Origin of the sequence: Gracilibacillus halophilus YIM-C55.5 (assembly GCF_000359605.1) — a bacterium.
GTDB lineage: Bacteria > Bacillota > Bacilli > Bacillales > Amphibacillaceae > Gracilibacillus > Gracilibacillus halophilus.
This window is the reverse complement of record NZ_APML01000008.1, coordinates 1-20,441: the sequence shown is the minus strand read 5'-3', so window position 1 is coordinate 20,441 and position 20,441 is coordinate 1. Positions and strand designations below refer to the sequence as shown.

18 protein-coding genes and 1 tRNA gene are annotated in these 20,441 nt (G+C 37.6%); 13 read left to right on the top strand and 6 right to left on the bottom strand.

Annotated elements, in window-relative coordinates; translation table 11 throughout:
* The first annotated feature begins 51 nt into the window (after positions 1–51).
* From J416_RS02425 to J416_RS02410, 4 genes are read left to right on the top strand one after another with little or no spacing between them, the layout of a single operon-like run.
* A complete protein-coding gene (locus tag J416_RS02425) occupies positions 52–1,203 on the top strand; it encodes a glycosyltransferase family 4 protein (RefSeq protein ID WP_003464026.1) in 1,152 nt (383 codons plus the stop codon).
* Positions 1,204–1,218: 15 nt separating this feature from the next.
* Positions 1,219–1,671, top strand: a complete 453-nt coding sequence (locus J416_RS02420) for a GtrA family protein (RefSeq protein WP_003464022.1) — start codon at positions 1,219–1,221, stop codon at positions 1,669–1,671.
* A 35-nt stretch (positions 1,672–1,706) separates the two neighbouring features.
* A complete protein-coding gene (locus J416_RS02415; protein ID WP_003464020.1) occupies positions 1,707–2,102 on the top strand; it encodes an OsmC family protein in 396 nt (131 codons plus the stop codon).
* 55 nt (positions 2,103–2,157) lie between these two features.
* Entirely contained in the window at positions 2,158–2,928 is a 771-nt protein-coding gene (locus tag J416_RS02410; RefSeq protein WP_003464018.1) for a YfkD family protein, read from the top strand.
* 48 nt (positions 2,929–2,976) lie between these two features.
* Here the strand turns inward: J416_RS02410 and J416_RS02405 are convergent, their stop codons facing one another.
* On the bottom strand, positions 2,977–3,846 hold the full coding sequence (locus J416_RS02405) for a mechanosensitive ion channel family protein (RefSeq protein ID WP_003464015.1): 870 nt from the start codon (positions 3,844–3,846) through the stop codon (positions 2,977–2,979).
* Between the two features lie 140 nt (positions 3,847–3,986).
* On the opposite strand from J416_RS02405, the gene J416_RS02400 reads away from it, so the two are divergent.
* Both J416_RS02400 and pdaA read left to right on the top strand, forming a co-directional pair.
* On the top strand, positions 3,987–5,294 hold the full coding sequence (locus J416_RS02400) for a Na+/H+ antiporter family protein (RefSeq protein ID WP_003464012.1): 1,308 nt from the start codon (positions 3,987–3,989) through the stop codon (positions 5,292–5,294).
* 62 nt (positions 5,295–5,356) lie between these two features.
* Entirely contained in the window at positions 5,357–6,157 is an 801-nt protein-coding gene (gene pdaA / locus J416_RS02395; RefSeq protein WP_003464009.1) for a delta-lactam-biosynthetic de-N-acetylase, read from the top strand.
* Positions 6,158–6,427: 270 nt separating this feature from the next.
* On the opposite strand, the gene J416_RS02390 is transcribed toward pdaA, so the two are convergent.
* Positions 6,428–8,524, bottom strand: a complete 2,097-nt coding sequence (locus J416_RS02390) for an RNA degradosome polyphosphate kinase (RefSeq protein WP_003464006.1) — start codon at positions 8,522–8,524, stop codon at positions 6,428–6,430.
* 154 nt (positions 8,525–8,678) lie between these two features.
* Complete coding sequence (gene ppx, locus J416_RS02385) at positions 8,679–10,208, bottom strand: exopolyphosphatase (RefSeq protein WP_003464003.1); 1,530 nt, start codon at positions 10,206–10,208, stop codon at positions 8,679–8,681.
* Positions 10,209–10,283: 75 nt separating this feature from the next.
* Here ppx and J416_RS02380 point away from each other — a divergent pair, with 75 nt between their 5' ends.
* Positions 10,284–11,156: a DNA-3-methyladenine glycosylase family protein gene (locus tag J416_RS02380; RefSeq protein ID WP_003464000.1), complete on the top strand. Its 873-nt coding sequence runs from the start codon at positions 10,284–10,286 to the stop codon at positions 11,154–11,156.
* 13 nt (positions 11,157–11,169) lie between these two features.
* Here J416_RS02380 and J416_RS02375 read toward each other — a convergent pair whose 3' ends face one another.
* Positions 11,170–12,552 carry a tetratricopeptide repeat protein gene (locus J416_RS02375; protein WP_003463997.1) on the bottom strand — a complete coding sequence of 461 codons (1,383 nt, stop codon included), beginning with the start codon at positions 12,550–12,552 and terminating at the stop codon, positions 11,170–11,172.
* 513 nt (positions 12,553–13,065) lie between these two features.
* Between J416_RS02375 and J416_RS02370 the strand changes: the two genes are divergently transcribed.
* From J416_RS02370 to J416_RS02355, 5 genes are all read left to right on the top strand, one after another.
* Positions 13,066–15,186 carry an ATP-dependent Clp protease ATP-binding subunit gene (locus J416_RS02370; protein ID WP_003463994.1) on the top strand — a complete coding sequence of 707 codons (2,121 nt, stop codon included), beginning with the start codon at positions 13,066–13,068 and terminating at the stop codon, positions 15,184–15,186.
* 176 nt (positions 15,187–15,362) lie between these two features.
* Positions 15,363–15,506 (top strand): hypothetical protein, encoded by a 144-nt coding sequence (locus J416_RS15625; RefSeq protein ID WP_156809482.1) that lies wholly within the window; start codon positions 15,363–15,365, stop codon positions 15,504–15,506.
* 271 nt (positions 15,507–15,777) lie between these two features.
* Positions 15,778–16,623 (top strand): dimethylarginine dimethylaminohydrolase family protein, encoded by an 846-nt coding sequence (locus tag J416_RS02365; RefSeq protein WP_003463989.1) that lies wholly within the window; start codon positions 15,778–15,780, stop codon positions 16,621–16,623.
* Between the two features lie 365 nt (positions 16,624–16,988).
* Positions 16,989–17,489, top strand: coding sequence for a hypothetical protein (locus tag J416_RS02360; RefSeq protein ID WP_003463986.1), 501 nt, complete (start codon positions 16,989–16,991; stop codon positions 17,487–17,489).
* An 80-nt stretch (positions 17,490–17,569) separates the two neighbouring features.
* On the top strand, positions 17,570–17,911 hold the full coding sequence (locus J416_RS02355; protein ID WP_003463984.1) for a hypothetical protein: 342 nt from the start codon (positions 17,570–17,572) through the stop codon (positions 17,909–17,911).
* A 328-nt stretch (positions 17,912–18,239) separates the two neighbouring features.
* Here the strand turns inward: J416_RS02355 and J416_RS02350 are convergent.
* Positions 18,240–18,312, bottom strand: a tRNA-Ala gene (locus tag J416_RS02350).
* A gap of 183 nt (positions 18,313–18,495) precedes the next feature.
* Entirely contained in the window at positions 18,496–19,035 is a 540-nt protein-coding gene (locus J416_RS02345) for a DUF5412 family protein (protein ID WP_003463982.1), read from the bottom strand.
* A 189-nt stretch (positions 19,036–19,224) separates the two neighbouring features.
* Here J416_RS02345 and ald point away from each other — a divergent pair, with 189 nt between their 5' ends.
* On the top strand, positions 19,225–20,346 hold the full coding sequence (ald, locus tag J416_RS02340) for an alanine dehydrogenase (protein WP_003463979.1): 1,122 nt from the start codon (positions 19,225–19,227) through the stop codon (positions 20,344–20,346).
* Positions 20,347–20,441: the final 95 nt, after the last annotated feature.

The following is a 20,441-nucleotide window of genomic DNA, read 5'->3' as shown; positions in this document are numbered from 1 at the left end:
TACGAAATGCCAAAAATGAATGTAATAGTACGATATAAGGATGAAGCAACGATGAAAATTTTAATTATTACGGAAACCTTTGTGCCATCAACAGACGGTGTTGTGACCCGCTTAAAAGCAAGTATTCGTTTTTTTCTACGAGCGGGTCATGACGTTCGTATTATTGCTCCTGATCATGGAGTGACTGAGTTTGAAGGAGCACAAATTGACGGAATTCCGGCGAGACACTTGTTATTGTATCGATCGAAAAAATTTGCGCTGCCTAGCCGAAAGGTAAAAAAGTTAATCAAAGATTTTGACCCTGATGTTGTACATGCTGTGAATCCAGCATTGCTCGGCGTGGCTGGTGTACATTACAGCAAAAAATTAGGCTATCCGTTGCTCGCTTCATATCATACACAGGTGCCTAAATATGCTGATTATTACAATTTACCCATGTTTAAAGGGTTTTTATGGTGGTATTTTCGTAAAATTCACGATCAAGCTACAATTAATTTATGTACATCCGAAGTCGTTAAAAAAGAATTAGATGAAAGAAACTTTAAAAATGTCCATGTTTGGAAACGTGGTGTTGACACAGATCTATTTCATCCGAGCAACCATGAACCGACTATGCGTGAAACGTTAACCAATGGGCAACCGAATAAAAAATTACTACTTTTCGTAGGGCGACTTGCTCCGGAAAAGGAAATCGAAAAAATTCGTGACGTCCTAGAAAAATCTGATGAATTCGTACTCGCGATTGTTGGTGATGGTCCTCATCGGAGTTCATTAGAGAAATACTTTGAAGGTACAAATACCGTTTTTACTGGATTTATGCATGGTGAGCAATTGGCACAAGCCTATGCTTCGAGTGATGTGTTTATTTTTCCTTCGACAACAGAAACCTTAGGACTAGTTATAACAGAAGCAATGGCCTCTGGACTACCGATTGTTGCTGCTCGTAGTGGTCCTACATGCGAACAAATCGATGATCAACGTACAGGTTTACTGTATGATCCTCAACAAGATGGTGATTTTGTTGAGAAAGTATTGCAATTTGAGAATGAAACGTTGCGCAAACGTCTCTCGAAAACAGCAAGAAATGAAATTGCAGGCATGAGTTGGGATGCCCAGTCTGAACAAATTCTTGACTATTATAGAGATGTTGTTGGTATAGAGAAGCCTGAAGCAATCGATGACAAACGACACGACTTCTACTAAGTATTGAGGGGAATTATGGGACAAAGTACAAAGAAAAGCGGTCCATTTCAATTTTTTCAATTTGGTTTAATCGGTGTCGGAAATGCAGCAGTTGATATTGGTACATTAAATTTATTGTTATTGTTGTTTCATACCGAAGATGGACAGCTATTATTGCTTTACAATACCATATCCTACTGTTTAGCGATAGCTAACAGTTATTTTTGGAATGCGAATGTTACGTTCAAACGTACATCCAAAGGAAGTAAGTATCAACGTATCGCTTTTATTATTCAAGGACTCATCAGTTTATTAATTAGTAATGGTGTATTTATTGGCTTGAATACATTGATGGAGTATATCGGTGTTCCAAATTGGATAAGATATAATATTGCGAAAGGCTTTGCCATGTTTTTGTCCTTTCTTGCCAGTTTTTTTATGGTGAAATATGCAGTATTTAAAGATTTTGGCAAAAACAATGATTCGTGATTAACGACTGAAGAAAAAATAGGAGGTTGGAATCGATGGATTTTTATTTGAAAGAAGGCGGCATGCGCGTCAACTTCCCATATGATGAATTAGATATTTCAGGAAACGAAGATTATGGATTTCGTCCGTTTCAATTAATGGTTGCGTCTGTTGCGGGATGTAGCGCCTCGGTTTTTCGTAAAATTCTCGATAAAAAGCGTATTGACATTGATGATTTAAAGATATCTGCCGATGTGGAGCGTAATGCAGACGAAGCAAATAAAATAGAAGCGATTCACCTTCATTTTTCTGTGAAAGGAGCTCATTTAGATCGCGAAAAATTAGAAAAAAGCATGGCAATAGCCAAAAAGAATTGCTCAATGATTCGCTCGATAGAAGATAGTGTGAAGATTACGGAAACGCTAGAAATCATTAATTTAAGTGAAATATAGAATAAAATGTCGTCCTCTCGTTACACTAAGATCAAAAACGAAAGGACGTTTTTTTATGAATAAGTTTGGTTTATCCATGGTTATCTTTACGATGTTGTTAACGATCCCGTTACTGGCGAATAAGGATGATTATCAAGTACTTGATATTGAGGATGAAAATACAAAACAAGTAAATGTTGAAAAGCAGGACGACATTAAAGCGAATGAATTTGTCAGTGATTTGTTAGCAGACGTTGATACAGAGATTCATAATCCATTTTTAATAAAACAATTAAATGAGACAGCGATCAATCCGTCCCCATTTGCGATTGGATATCGAGGGAAAATTTTTTTAGGAAGGTGGCCATTATCCTATCAATCCTCGAAAGCATCATGGAACTGGAAGTATCAAAAAGTAAACGAGATAGATCATACGAACATGGGTGATCATGCGCCTCAATCGATATTATATCAACAAGAGGAAGAAAAGCATGTCTATGGTGCATTAGCAGATAAAGTCGACCATGCGGATCAAATCAAACAAATGATATGGCAACAAGCGCAAGAGAAAGAAGATCTCCCGTTAACGTTTCATGCTGTTGTTGGACAACATACACAAATCCGTGACGCCTACCAACTGTCTGAAAATCAGTCAGGCAGTCTTACAGCTTTTGTCCCAGCGAAAAAAGAAACAGGAGAAACAACATATGCTGATGTATATATTCAATTAAAAGGGGCAAATAAGGAACTGATCGTTAAGGATGTAACAACACAATCAGTGAGTGCCTGGCTTCCTGTCGCAAATCATATCACACTAACATACGAATCGGATTCAGGTGATGACTAGGAATCCGACTTGCGAGCTTAGGGCACTTTCCAGTCATCTTTAAAAAAGTTATGATTTCGTTCGGCGGATATCGATATGCTGCTCAGCCATATTCAATCCATTTTCGTAGACGTTTTCGGCAATAATACGTCGTGTTTCTTTGGCTGCGGTAAAATAAACCTCATCGTTGCATAGTCCGGTAATCGTATATTGATAGCCTTGATAGTGATCATTCACTGACGACATGCCATATACCATAAAGGGTTCAATAGGTTCACCGGAAATGCCTTTTTTTAAATAAGGATACAATTCATCATTCAATTGTTCGCAAATGTCCTCTAGTACTTGAAATACTTCTTTCGGATTTTGATAAAAACTAGTCGTAATATGCTCTAATACGCGCATTTCTTCCATGTTATAATTTTCGATCGTATTGATTTGTCCATTACTGATCGTTAAGAGCACACCTGACCATTCTCTAATTTTAAGAAAACGTAAACCAATCTCTTCGACGGTACCAGAAAATGTGTTATTAATTTTGATCCAATCCCCTTGTTCTAATTGCTTTTCATACAACAGAAACAGACCAGCGAGTAGATCTTTAATTAAGCTTTGCGCACCGAAGCCGAGAACAATCCCGAGTACCCCAGCACCAGCAAGAATACCACCGACATCGATATCAAAAACGGTATTGAGTACAAAAATGATATAGCTGATCGTCGCTGTATAGCGAATAGCCGAATTTAACATAGATTCGATGGTGCGTTCTTTTTTTTCGGAAATAAAACTGGTTTTTTTAAAAAACGTTCGAATCAATTTTTGTAGTATTAAGACAATGGATATTGTTACGACAGCGCCAATGATTAATATGGTAAGTGGATTGGTCCAAAAGTCAGAGTTATTTAAATCGTTCCATATATCTTGCCATTCCCAACTCATTCTTCGTTCACCCTTCCTCGTGACTCACTAACGAGTATTATATCATGGTTACAAAAAGGATGAAAATCACACCTAGACATGATACATAGAATCAATTAGGATAGTAAGGGTGAAAATGATAAAGGGAAGAGGGTAAGAAAATGGAATTTGTCGTTATCATATCCGTCTTAGTGATGGTCTTATTAAGTTTACTTCGTGTTCACGTCATCTTGTCGATGATCTTAGCGAGCTTAGTGGCTGGTTTAATGAGTGGAATGAACATCTCTGAAACGTTTGAAACGCTATTAAATGGAGTTGGTGGTCAAGCTGAAACGGCTTTAAGTTATCTATTATTGGGGATTTTTGCTGCAATGATTAGTTATACTGGCATAACGACATTGCTCGTTCGATCACTTATCAGAGTGCTAACAGGAAAGAAAACAGTTCTAGTGCTTACGATTGCTGGTATTGCTTGCTTATCGCAAAATGCAGTTCCTGTTCATATTGCTTTTATACCGATTTTAATACCACCTCTTTTAAAAGTATTTGATGAAATGAAGCTTGACCGACGAGCAGTTGCTACGGCATTGACATTTGGGTTAAAAGCACCTTATGTCATGATTCCCGCAGGATTTGGTTTAATATTTCATCAAACCATTCAAGAAGCAATGGCTAACAATGGAGTAGACATTACAGTTTATGAAAGTGCCGGTTCAATGTTAATTCCAGGGCTTGGTATGATACTCGGTTTACTCATTGCTGTATTTATAAGTTATCGGAAACCGAAAGAGCCAAAACGTACACAATTAAATGAATCCATTCAGTTTGATGTTGATCATCAAGACATGTCGTTTGGTCACAAGCATTGGCTTACACTTATTGCCATTGCAGGTGTATTGGTTGTACAATTCTTAACAAATAGTTTAGTGATTGCAGCATTGACAGGTATCATATTGATGGTCCTATTATTTGCCGTCCCATTTAAGAATGGAGACATGTTTGTACAACAAGGTGTGTCGATGATGGGAACAATCGCATTTGTTATTTTAATCGCCTCAGGTTTTGGACACATATTAAAGGAAACAGGCGCAGTCACAACACTCGTTGAATCATCTTCACATGTGTTAGGTGACAATCATGCCATCATTGCATTTGTATTATTGCTAGTAGGCTTAGTGATCACGATTGGGATTGGATCTTCATTCGGTACGATTCCGATATTAGCTGCCATATATGTACCTATTGGTGTAGAAGCAGGTTTTTCATCATTAGCCATTGCTGCGCTAATCGGAACAGCAGGTGCATTAGGTGACGCAGGATCTCCAGCATCTGATAGTACACTCGGTCCAACATCAGGTCTTAATGCCGATGGAAAACACCATCATATTTGGGATACTTGTGTTCCAACTTTTTTACATTATAATATTCCGTTGTTTATTTTTGGCTGGATTGCCATTGTTCTTTTATAAATGCAATGAATAAGATCACACGCAAGAATGAAACTATAGATAAAATTGCGTAGGTGATCCATATGTATAAACGTGTAAGTATACTTTGTATTGCTCTTTTCTTTCTGCTTATCCAACCGTTCGAATTGTACGGTTATGGTTGGGGATTCAACAAAAAGGGTAATCATCAACAACCTGATATCGGTGTTTATCAAGAGATATTGGATCAGTACAACAGCTATTACGTTGATCCAACTGGTGATAAAGATATTTATTTAACGTTTGATAATGGTTATGAAGCAGGATTTACCGAACAAATATTAGATGTTTTAAAAGAGAAACAAGTACCAGCCACATTTTTCCTCACTGGTCATTATGTAGATGACCAACCGCAATTAGTAAAGCGAATGGTAAATGAGGGGCATATTATTGGCAATCACTCAAATGGTCATAAAGATTTTACTTCAATTTCAAAGGAAACGTTTGTCAATGATGTTGAATCTTTAACGGAAAAGGTGGAAGCTTTATCGGATAAAGCTGTTGTACAATATATACGACCACCTTCTGGGAAATTTGATGAGGAATCTCTACAATGGGCACAGGAATTAGGATACACGCATGTGTTTTGGTCACTCGCATTTGTGGACTGGAATGAAGGTACCGATAAAGGGTGGAAACATGCATACGAAGAGGTGATGCAACAAATTCATCCTGGTGCGATCATATTAATGCATACTGTTTCACAGGATAATGCCGATGCGCTTGCTTATTTAATTGATGATTTGCGTGAAGAAGGATATCAATTTAAAAGCCTCGATGATTTAATGCTGAAACAATTGTTGCCAAAAGAAATGGTTGAATGGACAAATGTCAGTTCGTCATGAAGCATGAAAAATAAAATTTACTGGGAAATCTAAGGATCACGAAGCGAAGATTTCCCAGTAATATGCGATTTACCGGGAAATCTAGAGAGCACCAAGCGAGGATTTCCCAGTAATATGCGATTTACCTGGAAATCTAGAGAGCACGAAGCGAGGATTTCCCAGTAATAATGCGATTTACCGGGAAATCCTCGTATCCTAAACCCAATATTCCCATCAAACATTATAATTTCATAATTCAAAAGCTCATGCTCGAAAAAGCAGTAGAAAAGATTAGTCTTCTTCAATGATTTGATAGGCATCGTCAAATAACGCTAGCTGACTGTTAAAACGAGGCTCAGCAGTTTGATATTTTAAATGAACGTAACGGCCATCTTCTTGCTGTACTCTTGCTTTGGCTGTATCTTCGAGCATCCAATTCAAAATCTCTTCCAGTCTGTTTTTCGTTTTACCATCATGAATCGGGAATAAAAGCTCAACACGTTTTACCATATTTCTTGTCATTAAATCAGCAGATGAGAGAAAGACCTTTTTTTCTGCATTGTGATGAAAATAGTAAATACGACTATGTTCTAAAAATCTTCCTACAATACTGCGAACATGGATATTTTCGCTGACACCTTCAATACCAGGTTTTAAGCAACAAATGCCTCGCACGATTAAGTCAACTTGCACCCCAGCTTGGGAAGCTTGATAAAATTTTTCAATTAAGGCTTTATCCGTAATAGCATTCATCTTAGCAATGATTTTCCCATTACCATATTTCTGATGATAACGGATTTCTTCATCAATATACCGTAGAATATCGTCACGAATATCTAGCGGTGACATAGATAAATGATGAAATGTTGGTTTTTGCGTAAATCCACTTAAATAATTGAAAAAATTCGTGGCATCTACTCCAAATTTTCGTTTAACCGTTAAATACGACATATCAGTATAAAGTTTGGCGGTTTGATCATTATAATTGCCTGTGCCCAAATGAACAATTCGTTCCACCTTACCTTGGTCTTTTCGCACGACTAACGTGATTTTGCTATGCGTCTTTAAGGAAATCATTCCATAAATGACGTGGCAACCGGCTTTTTCTAATTCCTTTGCCCATTGAACGTTATTCTCTTCATCAAATCGTGCCTTTAACTCAACTAATACAGTGACTTGTTTCCCGTTTTCAGCAGCTTGTTTTAACCCTTCGATAATCGGTGAATCCCCACTTACACGGTATAATGTTTGTTTAATGGCTAACACCGATGGATCGTTGGCGGCTTCTCGGATTAAGTCAATAATCGGTTCAAATGATTCATATGGATGATGGAGAAAAATATCTCGTTTTCGCACCGCTTCAAAAATCGATTCATCATCTTTTATATCTTTTGGTGGCTGTGGAATAAACGTTTGATAAATCAAATCTTCATAATCATCTTTTAATACATCATAAAAATCATCTAAAAACGTTAGATCCAATGGTCCATAAATTAAGTAAAGGTCTTTGCGATGGATCTCTAATACACGCAGTAAAAATTCGATCATTGTTGGATCTGCATGTCTGGCATCTACTTCCAAACGGACGGCGGCACCCCATTTTCGTTTTTTTAATTCCTTTTCAATTTCTTTTAATAAGTCACTTGCCCCTTCTTCATGAATCATCATATCAGCATTTCTTGTAATGCGAAATGGAGTGACTGATTCGACATGATATCCAGCAAATAACTTGTTGATGAAAAAGCAAATAATATCTTCTAATAGTACATAGTCATGTTTCGTATGATCGATCCGCACACAACGCTCTAATATAGATGGCACCTGCACGATCGCCGTTTGTAAAGGTGATTGTGCATGGGCCGAATTTGATTGAAGATGAACTGCTACATTCAAGGATTTATTGAGAAGCATTGGAAATGGGTGAAAGGCGTCTATGGCCATCGGAGTTAATACGGGATAAATTTGTTCATCAAAGAAAGTTTCTAACTTGTCCAAGTGCGCAGGCGTTAACTGATCCATTCGATGCACGTGTACATGATGTTTAGTCAGCATAGTCATTAACTCGTCATACCAGTCATATTGTTTGTCTACGAGTGCATGATTCTCACGTGAAATTTCCCTTAACTGCCCTTTAGGCGTGAGTCCAGATTTATTATCTTTTTTATTAAAACCAGCTTTGACTTGATCCTTTAATCCAGCTACTCGAACCATGAAGAACTCATCAAGATTAGACGAGAAAATCGCGAGAAAACGCAATCGCTCTAATAATGGGTTATCAGGATCTTCAGCTTCTTCCATTACTCGTTGATTAAAGGAGAGCCAGCTGAGTTCACGGTTATTATAAAATTGTGCTTGTCGAATATCTGGTTTTATTTCTGTATTTGTCATAGCACTCATCCTTATCTTATGTGTAGTTAGACAGAGCCTTCTGTTTCTACCATACAAGAAAAACAAGTAAAATATGTTAATTGAATATTAATTTTTTGTAAATTTTCTTAAATTTTCCCCCATCATACATATCGCTTCTAACTGAAACAGCGTCTTAAGGATGTTGAGTGAATGTAATGTCTAAAGGTTGTTTTAGAACTTTTTCGAGATGTTTTTTCTGTTTTTCAGCTTGATAGGCTTCAGGTAATGCATCGTTATGGCATTTTGCAGTCACCAAAAGCGATTCGTCTCCTTGATCAATCAATAGCTCCTTAACGACTTGCCGTTTCGTTGCATCTAAACTATAACTAAATTTTAATAATGCGCCTAAATAGCGAAGTTTTTTCCGTTCACTTTTGAGAAACCATTCTTTGTATGGTTTCATAAACTGTTTGAACGTTGTTTTATTTTTATAGGAAGCTACCAATGCAAGTTCTAAACGTTCTTTATGCATTAAACCATCAATCGTGCGGTTTGCTAATAAATAAAATGTGTGTTGGGCACTCGATTCTGCATCAATATATTCGCCAAGGTGACATAAATAACAGGCGCGTTGTAAGAGTTCCCAATCGTTTTTCGTAAAATGGATCAGTCCATGATCTTTAAAATAAGTAAATAGTGTTCGCGTTAAATATTGCACATGAATGATTTGTTTTGTGTTGAGTTGATAATCATTAATCATCTCCTGAATGCTATCTTCTAAAACGTTTGGAAAGATATCAATACCCATCTCTTTCGATAATTGTTGATAAAATACGCCATCACGCAATCCTTTCCGACTTAAGATAAATCGATCAGCATGAATGGTTTGATATAACGTCTCAAATACTTCGATTGCCGGAATAATAATATCGGCCCGGTCTTTGGATAAACCTTCCACTTTTTGTAGTTTTTCAGGTTTAAGTGATGTTAAATAATATTGGACGCTACGGATGTCAGCATCATACATTTGATATTGGTGTAGTCCAGCTAGTGGATAATTTTTCATGTTTTGATCAATTTGGACAAGATTACGCGCACTTCCACCGATCGCTATTAATGGGATCTCTTGATTAACGAGCCATGGAAGCTGATGGAATTGATCTAATAAATAGTTATGTAGTTTGTGCCATTCATCTTTTGTCGGTATATCTTTCTTGAAAAATTGTTTTAATGTTAAGGCACCAAATGGAAAACTATGAGATTCGATTAGTTTTCGGTTTTTAAAGTAGGTAACTTCAGTACTACCACCACCGATATCTACGGTGATGCCATCTTTAATACTCGTTGAATTCACGACAGCTAAATAGCCATAAAACGCTTCTTCATGTTCTGACAAAATGCGCATTTGTAAACCGGTTTGCTTTTCGACTTCAGACTGAATGGTTGATTGATTGTTCGCTTGACGGATGGCTGCTGTCGCTACACATACAATGTCTTGAAGAGAATAAGTGTTCATTACTTCTTGAAAGCTAGTTAAGGTGTTAATCAGTTGCTCAATACCAGGTGCTGTCAATTCATTGTTTTCGTCTAAATAGGTTCTTAATCGTGCAACTGCTTTCACATTTTCAATTTCTTTTAATCGACCACCTTGTTCGCGCATATAAATGACAAGCCGCATGGTGTTTGATCCGATATCAATAATGGCATAATAGTGAGCTGGCATAAGTGATCACCTATCCTATTTGTCTATTTGCGCCTATTATATCATAATAGAAAGTAGAGAGAGGTGAAAATTTTTATGTGGCAAGAAACGATTTCGTTACCATTTCCTTATGATTTCACAAGTGCATTTCGTCGACTTCAGATGGATTCATTACAAGCTGTTGATGCTGAGAACCACCAGTTGTATGTCCCGCTTCGATTAGATGGTGAAAAAATAATTGTCGACGTGAGAGCAGAAGGTACGAGACAAGCCCCTCGTTTTATGATTGCAAGTGAGAATGATCAACGGAAAAAAGATATTTTACACCAGATATCCGATATATTTGGATTGGATACAGATCTAGCGATAATTGATCAATTCTTCCAGCAAACCGATTTAGCTCATTTATTTCAGTTGTATCCTTCGACACCAGTTATTCGAGAGTTCGATTTATTTGGGAGCTTAATGAAGACAATTATTCATCAGCAACTCAATATGTCGTTTGCTCAAGTCTTAACGAATCGCTTTGTGAAAAATTTTGGTGAATACTACCATGATGTTTGGTTTTACCCGACACCTGAAACGGTGGCTTCCATTCCTTATCAGACGTTGCGAGATTTGCAATTTAGTCAGAGAAAAGCAGAGTATGTGATTGATACCGCTCAATTAATTGTCGATGAAAAACTTGATTTAGAAGCACTTCAACATCAATCGGATGATGAGGTCATGACACGACTACAAAAAATTAGAGGTATCGGTGCCTGGACCGCACAGAATTGGTTGATGTTCGCCTTAGGACGGCGTGATTTGTTCCCTCAAGCTGATATCGGAATCCAAAATGCAGTGAAATATTATCTAGATAGAGACCGTAAGCCGAAAGTGGATGAAATTCTTGAGAGAAGCAAGCATTGGAAACCATATCGCTCATTTGCCGCCATCACCTTATGGCGCAGCATAGAAGAACAATAGGTTTCCCATTTTCTTAAGAAGAAGCGGCTCGTGATTGTAGATTGATCAATAATTGTTTATAATTCTCTGCTGTTTTTGAATCTCCTTTAGCCAGATGAGCTTTATGCAAATATTGTAGTGGTTGTGAGTCCGTTGGTGATAATTCCATTTCCCATTCAAAACAAGATATGGCTGCATCATATAGTTCCAGCTCAAAGTAAATCATGCCGAGCTGGAATTGCTTATCTGGATTGTCTTCGAGTTCTTGCATATGTGTAAGTCGCTGAACAATTGGCAACTCGTATGCTCCGATCTCTTGCATGAGTTGATTCGGTGTGACATATGGAAGTAATTTTTGGATCAATAGTTTAAAGATTGATTCAAGTTGTGATGATTGATCCCGATATGTGTCATGGATGGTTGACCATAACTGATCTTGAAGGTCAAGGAGAGTTTTTGCATCAGTTTTGCGTATAGCCGTTTCAATGAGTTGATGATCAAGCGATTGAGGGGAAGTCTTACGATCAAGAAAATAAGGTAACAAGTACTGTTCACCGTTACAGTCAGCAATGTGATTAATAATATATGAAGGTTCTGTGACATCATCGAGTAAAGTAAGCCATAGCTGACATTGTTGCTCCTCATTAAGCAGAGATGCAATCAACTGGGATATCCGTTCCAATTCAGAGGATTCATCCTGAAGTGAATAGTTGCGAATCATGCCATATCGTATCGCAAGTTCGTCAAAGGTTCTTTCGTTCTGCTGAAAATAATTGGCTAACGTTTTTAATACAGCCAATGGTTGGTCATAGCGATAATTCGTCGCTTCAATATAAAGCGGATCTGTCCAGTTTGCCATTAATGTGTCCTTTTGTTCATAGGTTTCTTTGTAACGTTGGAAATCGATGTGATGGAGCATATCCTTAGCAAAGCGGTCGTTCGGACGGATTTGTAGATAATTAATTAATGTACGGAAGGCTTTTTTCACTTGACCATTGCGACGTTGTTGATAAAAAACTGTCTTAGCCAGTTTTTGAATTTTTTCGTGTGAAAGAAAATTATCAAGCATTGACAATACGTACAACATTTCAATCGGTGTGTATTTACCTTTTAATTTTTCAAATAATTGATTGGATGAAATGACGCGATATGTTTTATCTTCGGAGAGAAGGGCGGATACGAGCGGATGGTTGGTATCATAGGTTGTTCCTTGCTGATAGGCTTGACGAAGAAAACTGTCTTGTTTAATCGCGGTTGTTTTCTTAGCCTGGATAAATTCATTTTTATAAAATAGGATCGTATAAAGTTGTTGTCCTTCATCGATTGCTTCTACAATCTTGGCCTGTTTGTGCAGAGTTAGGCGCTGTGCTTTCATTGTCATCGTTTTCTTATTTATCAGTAGGCGGATGTTTGTCATCTTGGTCAACAACTCCTTTTTAGATGGTAGGTTTATCATACCATAGTTCTGAAAATGTGGAAAGCGATGCGGAATGTAAATTCTTTGTAAGTTTTCTTGACAAAAATAAGGTCATTGTCCTTTATTATGTTACGATGGATGCAAGGTAAAGGAAGAGGGGGGACGTTAGTTATGATCAGAGAGATAGTATGGATTGCATTAATATCCATTGTGCTTATACTTATTCCATGGGAAACGGTTGTGTAAATAGACATATTGATTTCATCCTCATATCATATACGCTTCATTCATCCTTCAAAAACTCACTTAACTTATTTTCCGAACTTTCAAATACAGCAAAAAATATATGTTTAAGCTAAAGGCGTAGGTGTAAATAAAATAACTAGAGAGAAAAATTTTTTGAGCATAAGGGTTGAAAGTCAAAAAAGGTCAAATTATAATAGGAAGTGAAATGAAGGTCAAAGTTAGTCAAAGTCAGCTTTGATCATTCAGAAGTAGAAGGAGGTATGAACTATGCAATGTCAACATTGTGGCATTCATCCAGCAACAATAAACGTAAGCCTTCAATTTAATCATCAAACGAAAGAGTTACATGTCTGCGAAACATGCTTTCAAGAGATAAAAAATCAAGCAGCCAATCCTTCAAGTATGTTTGGCAACCAAGGATTTAATGATTTCTTTGCAAATGGTCAAAATGGTTCAGGATCAAAGAATACAAATACACAAACGGCAAAAGGGAAAAAAGGAGATGGCTTGCTCGATGAATTAGGTCATAACCTAACAGATGGAGCTAGAGCAGGGCTAATTGATCCAGTTGTCGGACGTGATCAAGAAGTAAAACGTGTGATCGAAACGTTAAACCGAAGAAATAAAAACAATCCAGTCTTAATCGGTGAACCTGGTGTTGGTAAAACAGCGATTGCTGAGGGACTAGCACTAAAAATCGCTGAAGGTAACGTACCAGCGAAATTGTTAAATAAAGAAATCTATATTTTAGATGTCGCGTCATTAGTTGCGAATACAAGCATGCGTGGTCAATTTGAAGAACGGATGAAAAAGCTTGTATCAGAACTTCAAGAACGTCAAAATGTCATCCTATTTGTCGATGAAATTCATCAGATCGTCGGAGCCGGAACAGCTGAAGGTTCTGAAATGGATGCAGGTAACATCTTAAAACCAGCCTTAGCACGTGGTGAATTACAACTCATCGGTGCAACAACGCTGAAAGAATACCGTAAAATTGAGAAAGACGCAGCCCTCGAACGTCGTCTTCAACCAATTATGGTAGAAGAACCGACTGTAGACGAGGCAGAAGAAATTTTACAAGGTTTAAAAGAACGTTATGAAAATTATCACAACGTCAACTATTCTGATGAAGTGGTTCGCGCTGCAGTTACATTGTCCAAGCGATATATTCAAGATCGTTACCTACCAGATAAGGCGATTGATTTGATCGATGAATCTGGCTCACGTTTAAATTTACAACAAGCTGATTCTGACAAAGATTCATTACAAAAACGTCTTGATGAAATTGGACAAGAGAAAATGGAAGCAGCAGAGCAAGAAGATTATGAGCGTGCAGCGAAATTACGTCATCAAGAAATTAAATTAGAGAAAAAGCTCGAAGAAACGAGTGAAGAACCAAAAGCAGATGTCGCTGTTGAAGATATTCAGTTAATTATCGAAGAGAAGACAGGCATTCCAGTGCGTAAACTGCAAGCCGATGAACAAAATAAGATGAAATATCTATCTCAAAATCTTTCAGAAAAAGTTATCGGACAACAAGTGGCTGTTGATAAAGTAGCTAAAGCGGTGCGCCGTAGTCGTGCTGGCTTGAAGTCAAAGCAACGTCCAATTGGTTCCTTCCTATTTGTCGGACCAACTGGGGTGGGTAAAACCGAACTAACAAAAGCTCTTGCTGAGGAACTATTCGGTTCAAGAGAGTCGATGATTCGCCTTGACATGAGTGAATATATGGAAAAACACGCAGTCTCTAAAATTATCGGTTCTCCACCTGGATATGTTGGACATGATGAAGCTGGTCAACTAACCGAAAAAGTACGTCGTAATCCATATAGTATCTTGCTGTTAGACGAGATCGAAAAAGCACATCCAGACGTACAAAATATGTTCCTACAAATTATGGAGGATGGTCAGCTTACTGACAGTCAAGGTCGCACGGTCAGCTTTAAAGATACGGTCATTATTATGACAAGTAACGCAGGAACGGGTGTAAAAAATATTACCGTTGGCTTTAACAGTGATAACAATGAAGCTGTGTCAACGTTAGAAAATTTAAGTGATTATTTCAAACCAGAGTTCTTGAACCGTTTTGATGCGATTATTCCATTCAATGAACTAGCACAAGACGATCTATTACAAATCGTTGACTTAATGATCGCAGAAGTTTCGGAACAGCTTGAAGAAGCTGGTCTTGAGATCAACGTTTCTGATGACGTGAAGAAATTCCTTGCGGAGAAAGGATATGATCCTCGTTATGGCGCACGTCCATTACGTCGTGTCATCCAAGAAAAAGTTGAGGATGCAATTACAGACGTTGTGCTAGAAGAGGAAGATGTAACGAAAGTAACGATTGACTTTGAAGCAGACGATATTGTTGTACAAAAGGCATAATAAACATCCGAACTCCAGCCGAGCACATCTCGGTTGGAGTTTTTTAATCAAATTTTTAGCATAAAATATTAATTTCATAGCATCAAACGTTTTCTCGATTACAAGCCGTAAAAAAAGGGAAAGATTATATACGACTGGATTTAGAAGATGAAAAAATTCTGCACGATCCGTATCAAGTGTTTGATAAGATAGAGTATAGTAGTGGTTGGATCAGTTTATCGATGGACCCATTAGAAACGTATCAATCCATTCCGTTTGGTGAAGTCTATGACGTAGATGGAAACCGATTAAAGGATGCGGTGGGCAATCACCAGCAGTAAAGATCAATGATGGAAAGCAAATTTTTCAAAAAGCGCTTCGTGTAGACGAAGAGGTGGTTGATATTACATTAAATACGTATCCGCACTGGATCGAAGAAAAGGTGGAAATTCCTTTAAAGTAAAGAAAAAGTACCAGTAAAGTAAAGAAAAAGTACCAGTGGCTGTGGTTATTCTAGCCACCAGTACTTGGATGATTGGTTTATCTTATGCATGTACACGAAAAAGATGACAGTAAATAAATATTGATGACAATGTAAGGTGGTGTAATGAATTGATCCATCAAAAAAACGAATTTGCCAAACTGAAACGAGTCATTGTCTGTCCGCCAACATATATGAAGATTAAACAAGTCATTAATCAAACGCAAAGATACTATAAAGATGAAAATATTGATGTCGAAATCGCGATGAAAGAGCATCGTGCGTTTTCAGATACATTACGACAACAGGGTGTTGAAGTGATTGAGTTACCTGCTGATGAAACATTGAATGAACAAGTATTTACTCGTGATATTGGTGTAACTATTGATGATCAAATCTATACAGCGAAAATGGGGAAAAAGCTACGTAAACCAGAAGTCTCGATTTTAGAGAATTTGCTGCAACAATATGATTGGTCACATCATCCTATAAATACTCCATCGATTGAAGGTGGCGATGTTATCGTAGCTGGTGACATCATCTGGATCGGGATCAGTACCCGAACGACATATGAAGCGGTCGATCAATTACAACATCTACTACCTCAAAAAACGGTCATACCGATTCCGCTTCGTGAAGATATTTTGCATTTAGACTGTGCATTTAATCTGGTGAGCGAGAAGGAAGGATTAATCTATCCTGACGCTTTTGGAGAGAAAGAATTGGAAAAACTCCAATCACGTTACGAACTCATTGAAGTGTCCGATGATGAGCAATTCACCCTTGGCACGAATGTGTTTTCCATTGGTGAAAATAAAATTATATCACTACCCAAAAATCAAAAGGTAAATGCAGCATTGCAAGATCGTGGCTATCATGTCATTGAAGTGGACTTTTCGGAAATCATTAAATCAGGTGGCTCTTTTCGTTGTTGTACCCTACCGATCGAAAGAGAATCGTTTCACGAGCATATCTAATAAAAGGTATGCTTTTTTTTTTAACTACTGGAAAAACTTTATCTATATTGCATTAGATTTCCCAGTGATTTCATATTTACCTGGAAATCTTTATATAGGATTGAACGGATTTCCCAGTAATACGGTAATTATCAGGAAATCTCGTTATGTATGCAAGCACATTTCCTTGTAATTTTGAAATCACTCGGAAATCTTCGAACGGTTGATCGTGATTTCCAGGAAAATGTACGAAAGACGTTCTGCATTTTTATAGGATGCCGATACTTACAGGTTGTTCAAAAAATATGTTTTCACCATAGGACAAACACGCTTACCAAATCCATGAAATCCCATAAGATGTAGTAGTAAGAAAGGAGGGAAAGTGCATGAGTTCCTGCAGAAAGAAAAAACATCGTAAGAAAAAGAAGCGTTGTTGTTCTTATTGGAACACGAGTGGCTCAAAGGGTTGTAGAGATAAAAAGAAGGATAAAAGAAAAAAAGATCCCTGTGATTCAATCAAAGACTTGGATCATATGATTGATAAAAAAATTGAGAAAAAGCTAGACAAATTATCTATTAATGTTGAAGTAAATCCAGAAATTAATTTAATTAATGACACGCAACGTGAGGTGGCAGTCGGTAAAAAAGGTGTCGGCGCTGGTCAAGATACAAATATCGGCATGGTTGGAAAAGATGGTTCTTCCAGCGCTGGTCAAAATCCAGAGTCGGCCGCAGTTGGTAAAGATGGTAGTGCTCAAGTGGCTGATCCACAATCAGCACAAGCGACGAACAGAGGTAATGCAGCTTCTGAACCACAAGATCGTTTTAATCAAGGAACCGAATCGGGCAAAGGTGACTTGGATCAAGAAGCGAACCAAAATTTCTAACCCATGATTTATTTGATTTGAACCTAATTTTTTCACTCCTGTTAAGAATATTACTTTTATACTTGAAAGGGGGTGATATCATGAGTAACAGACATGATCATAATCGAAAGAACCACAAACACAATGATTGTTTTCCCGGCATAAATATTGTCAATGATACCGATAGAGAAGTAGCAATTGGTAAAAAAGGTGTTGCAGCTGGTGACTTTGCTGATGTAGCTGTTGTTGGGAAAAATGGTGCAGCCGCAGCTGGTTTCACACCAGAAGCAGCTGCTGTCGGTAAAGATGGTAGTGCTCAAGTGGCTGATCCACAATCAGCACAAGCAACGAATAGAGGTAATGCAGCGTCACAACCTCAAGACCGATTTAACCAAGGAACGGAATCCGGTAGAGGTGATTTAAACCAAGACGCATCACAATAATAAATTATGTCAAAGCCTGTTAAAAGTGAATGCTTTTAGCAGGCTTTTTTTAAAAAAACAGTGCATGATAAAACTGAGATAACAGCATGTACATAATTATTTTGTATCTGGTGAGGTTAAAACTAACTTATCAATGGGAGGAATAAATATGACAAAAGATTCAAAAGCACCAAAGTATAAACGTAATGGTGAAGGTAAAAGACCTGATGAGCAAAGAAGAGGAAAGGCCAAATCATCAGCTCGTAATACAAATAACTAAGAGTCACTAGTAATGTGTGTTTATAAAAAAAATTGCCTATCCCCATAAAGGGGTAGGCAATTGATCATATGGAGCATAGCGGGCTCGAACCGCTGACCTCCTGTCTGCCAGACAAGCGCTCTCCCGACTGAGCTAATGCCCCTCGTTCAAAATTCAGTAATTATTGTATAGCTTCTATAAGAAAGTGTCAATAGGTTCCGTCTTAGCTGAAATAACTCGGTGTACTTTGTCTTTTTATAAGACAGATGTATGTTTGGTATAGAATATCAACAGCAACCGAATGTTTAACAAAACGATACGATAAATAACATTATGCATGCGTTCATTATTTTCGATATCCGTATGTGTCATGTTCGCTTAGATTTAGATGATGGTCATTGATGACGATTCGATCATTACCTAGCCACTCGACTTCTACTTGTTCGACATTTTCTTCATAATACATTCGCTTTTTAAACCATAGTGGACCTTTTCGTTCTCCTCTTATGCCAAAAGAACCAGCTGCTCCTGCATCAAAATGGTAGAAATCAATCGTATGACTGTTATTAGGAGAATTTACGGTTTTAATATATTCTTCTGTGCCAATTGAAAACATAGAAGTAAATGATAAAACAAGCATAATTCCAATACATGTAAGAGAAGATAATAGAATTGTTAACCAGCCTCTTAATTTGTCCCTCATTTTTTGTCTATCTTGAAGGCCAGTTATACTTAAAATAAGAGTTGTTACACTGAGTAGTAATAATATGTAATTTGGCGGAGCCACTAACCAAGTATTATTTAAATTTGAATATAACTTATAGCTTGCCAGTCCCAAACAAACTAGGATGAAATAAAATGACCATAAATTTGCCTGCTTTCTCATCATTAACCTCCTTGTTCGTCAAAGCATACCAACTCATTCCTCTCATTTTATCACACATTTTACATGATTATGAAATGTCAAAGGAAGCTCTTTCGAAATGAAATGTCAGTGTAAATCCTACATAAAAAGGGAAAACGAATAGTAAGAGGCATTCATACGATACTATGAAAGAGAAAGAAGGTGTAAACGATGAAAATAGGGGTGCCGATGGAGATCAAACGCAATGAAAATCGGGTGGCGATCACACCTGCTGGGGTTATGATGTTGAGTCAGGCAGGGCATGATGTTTATATAGAATCAGGAGCGGGTGTAGGTAGTAATATTTCCGATGAAGATTACAAGAAAGCAGGTGCGGTGATCGTTCATACAGCAGAGGAAATTTGGGCGCAAGAATTAATTGTGAAAGTGAAAGAGCCACAGCCACAAGAATTTCAATTTTTCCGTAAAGATCAAATGATTTTCACCTATTTACATTTAGCAGCAGAGCCTGAGGTCGCTGAAGCACTAATCGAGAATCAGACGATAGGAATTGCTTATGAAACCATACAGAAAGAAAATGACACATTACCGTTATTAACACCGATGAGTGAAATTGCAGGAAGAATGTCAGTCCAAGCAGGCTTGCGTTTTCTTGAAAAAATACATGGTGGAAAAGGCGTGTTAGCGAGCGGAGTACCTGGTGTAGAACCTGCCAATGTCGTGATTATCGGTGGCGGTATTGTAGGAACGAACGCTGCAAAAATGGCGATTGGTTTAGGGGCGAATGTGACAATACTAGATATTAATATTGAACGATTGCGTGAACTCGAAGATTTATTTCCCGGGAAAATTAGGACGATCGCATCGAATGAATTTAATATTGCACAGGAAGTTGAAAAAGCAGATCTGTTAATTGGCGCTGTCTTAATTCCTGGCGCGAAGGCACCGAAATTAGTGACTGAAGAAATGGTAAAAACAATGGAAGATGGATCAGTGGTCGTCGATGTTGCCGTAGATCAAGGTGGATCGATTGAAACGATTGATCGAATTACGACACACGAAGAACCGGTTTATGTAAAACATGGCGTGAATCATTATGCGGTTGCTAACATTCCTGGCGCAGTATCAACAACAGCGACTTATGCACTCACAAATGTCACCGCTCCATATGTATTAAAATTGGCTAATCAAGGATTGCAAGAATTGATCAAGAAAGATAAAGTTTTTGCCAGAGGAATGAATACGTATAGAGGAAAAATTGTTCATGAAGCGGTCGCTGAAGGCTTAGATAAGCGTTATACTGAATTGTCCTCATTCTTTGGTGATGGGTAAGACGTTTTTAATAAAATATTAAAAAGAGGAGGCTTTCCTTTGGTCAAAGGAAAGCCTCTTTTCAGCAATTTATTCTCAACTTTCAGCAATTTATT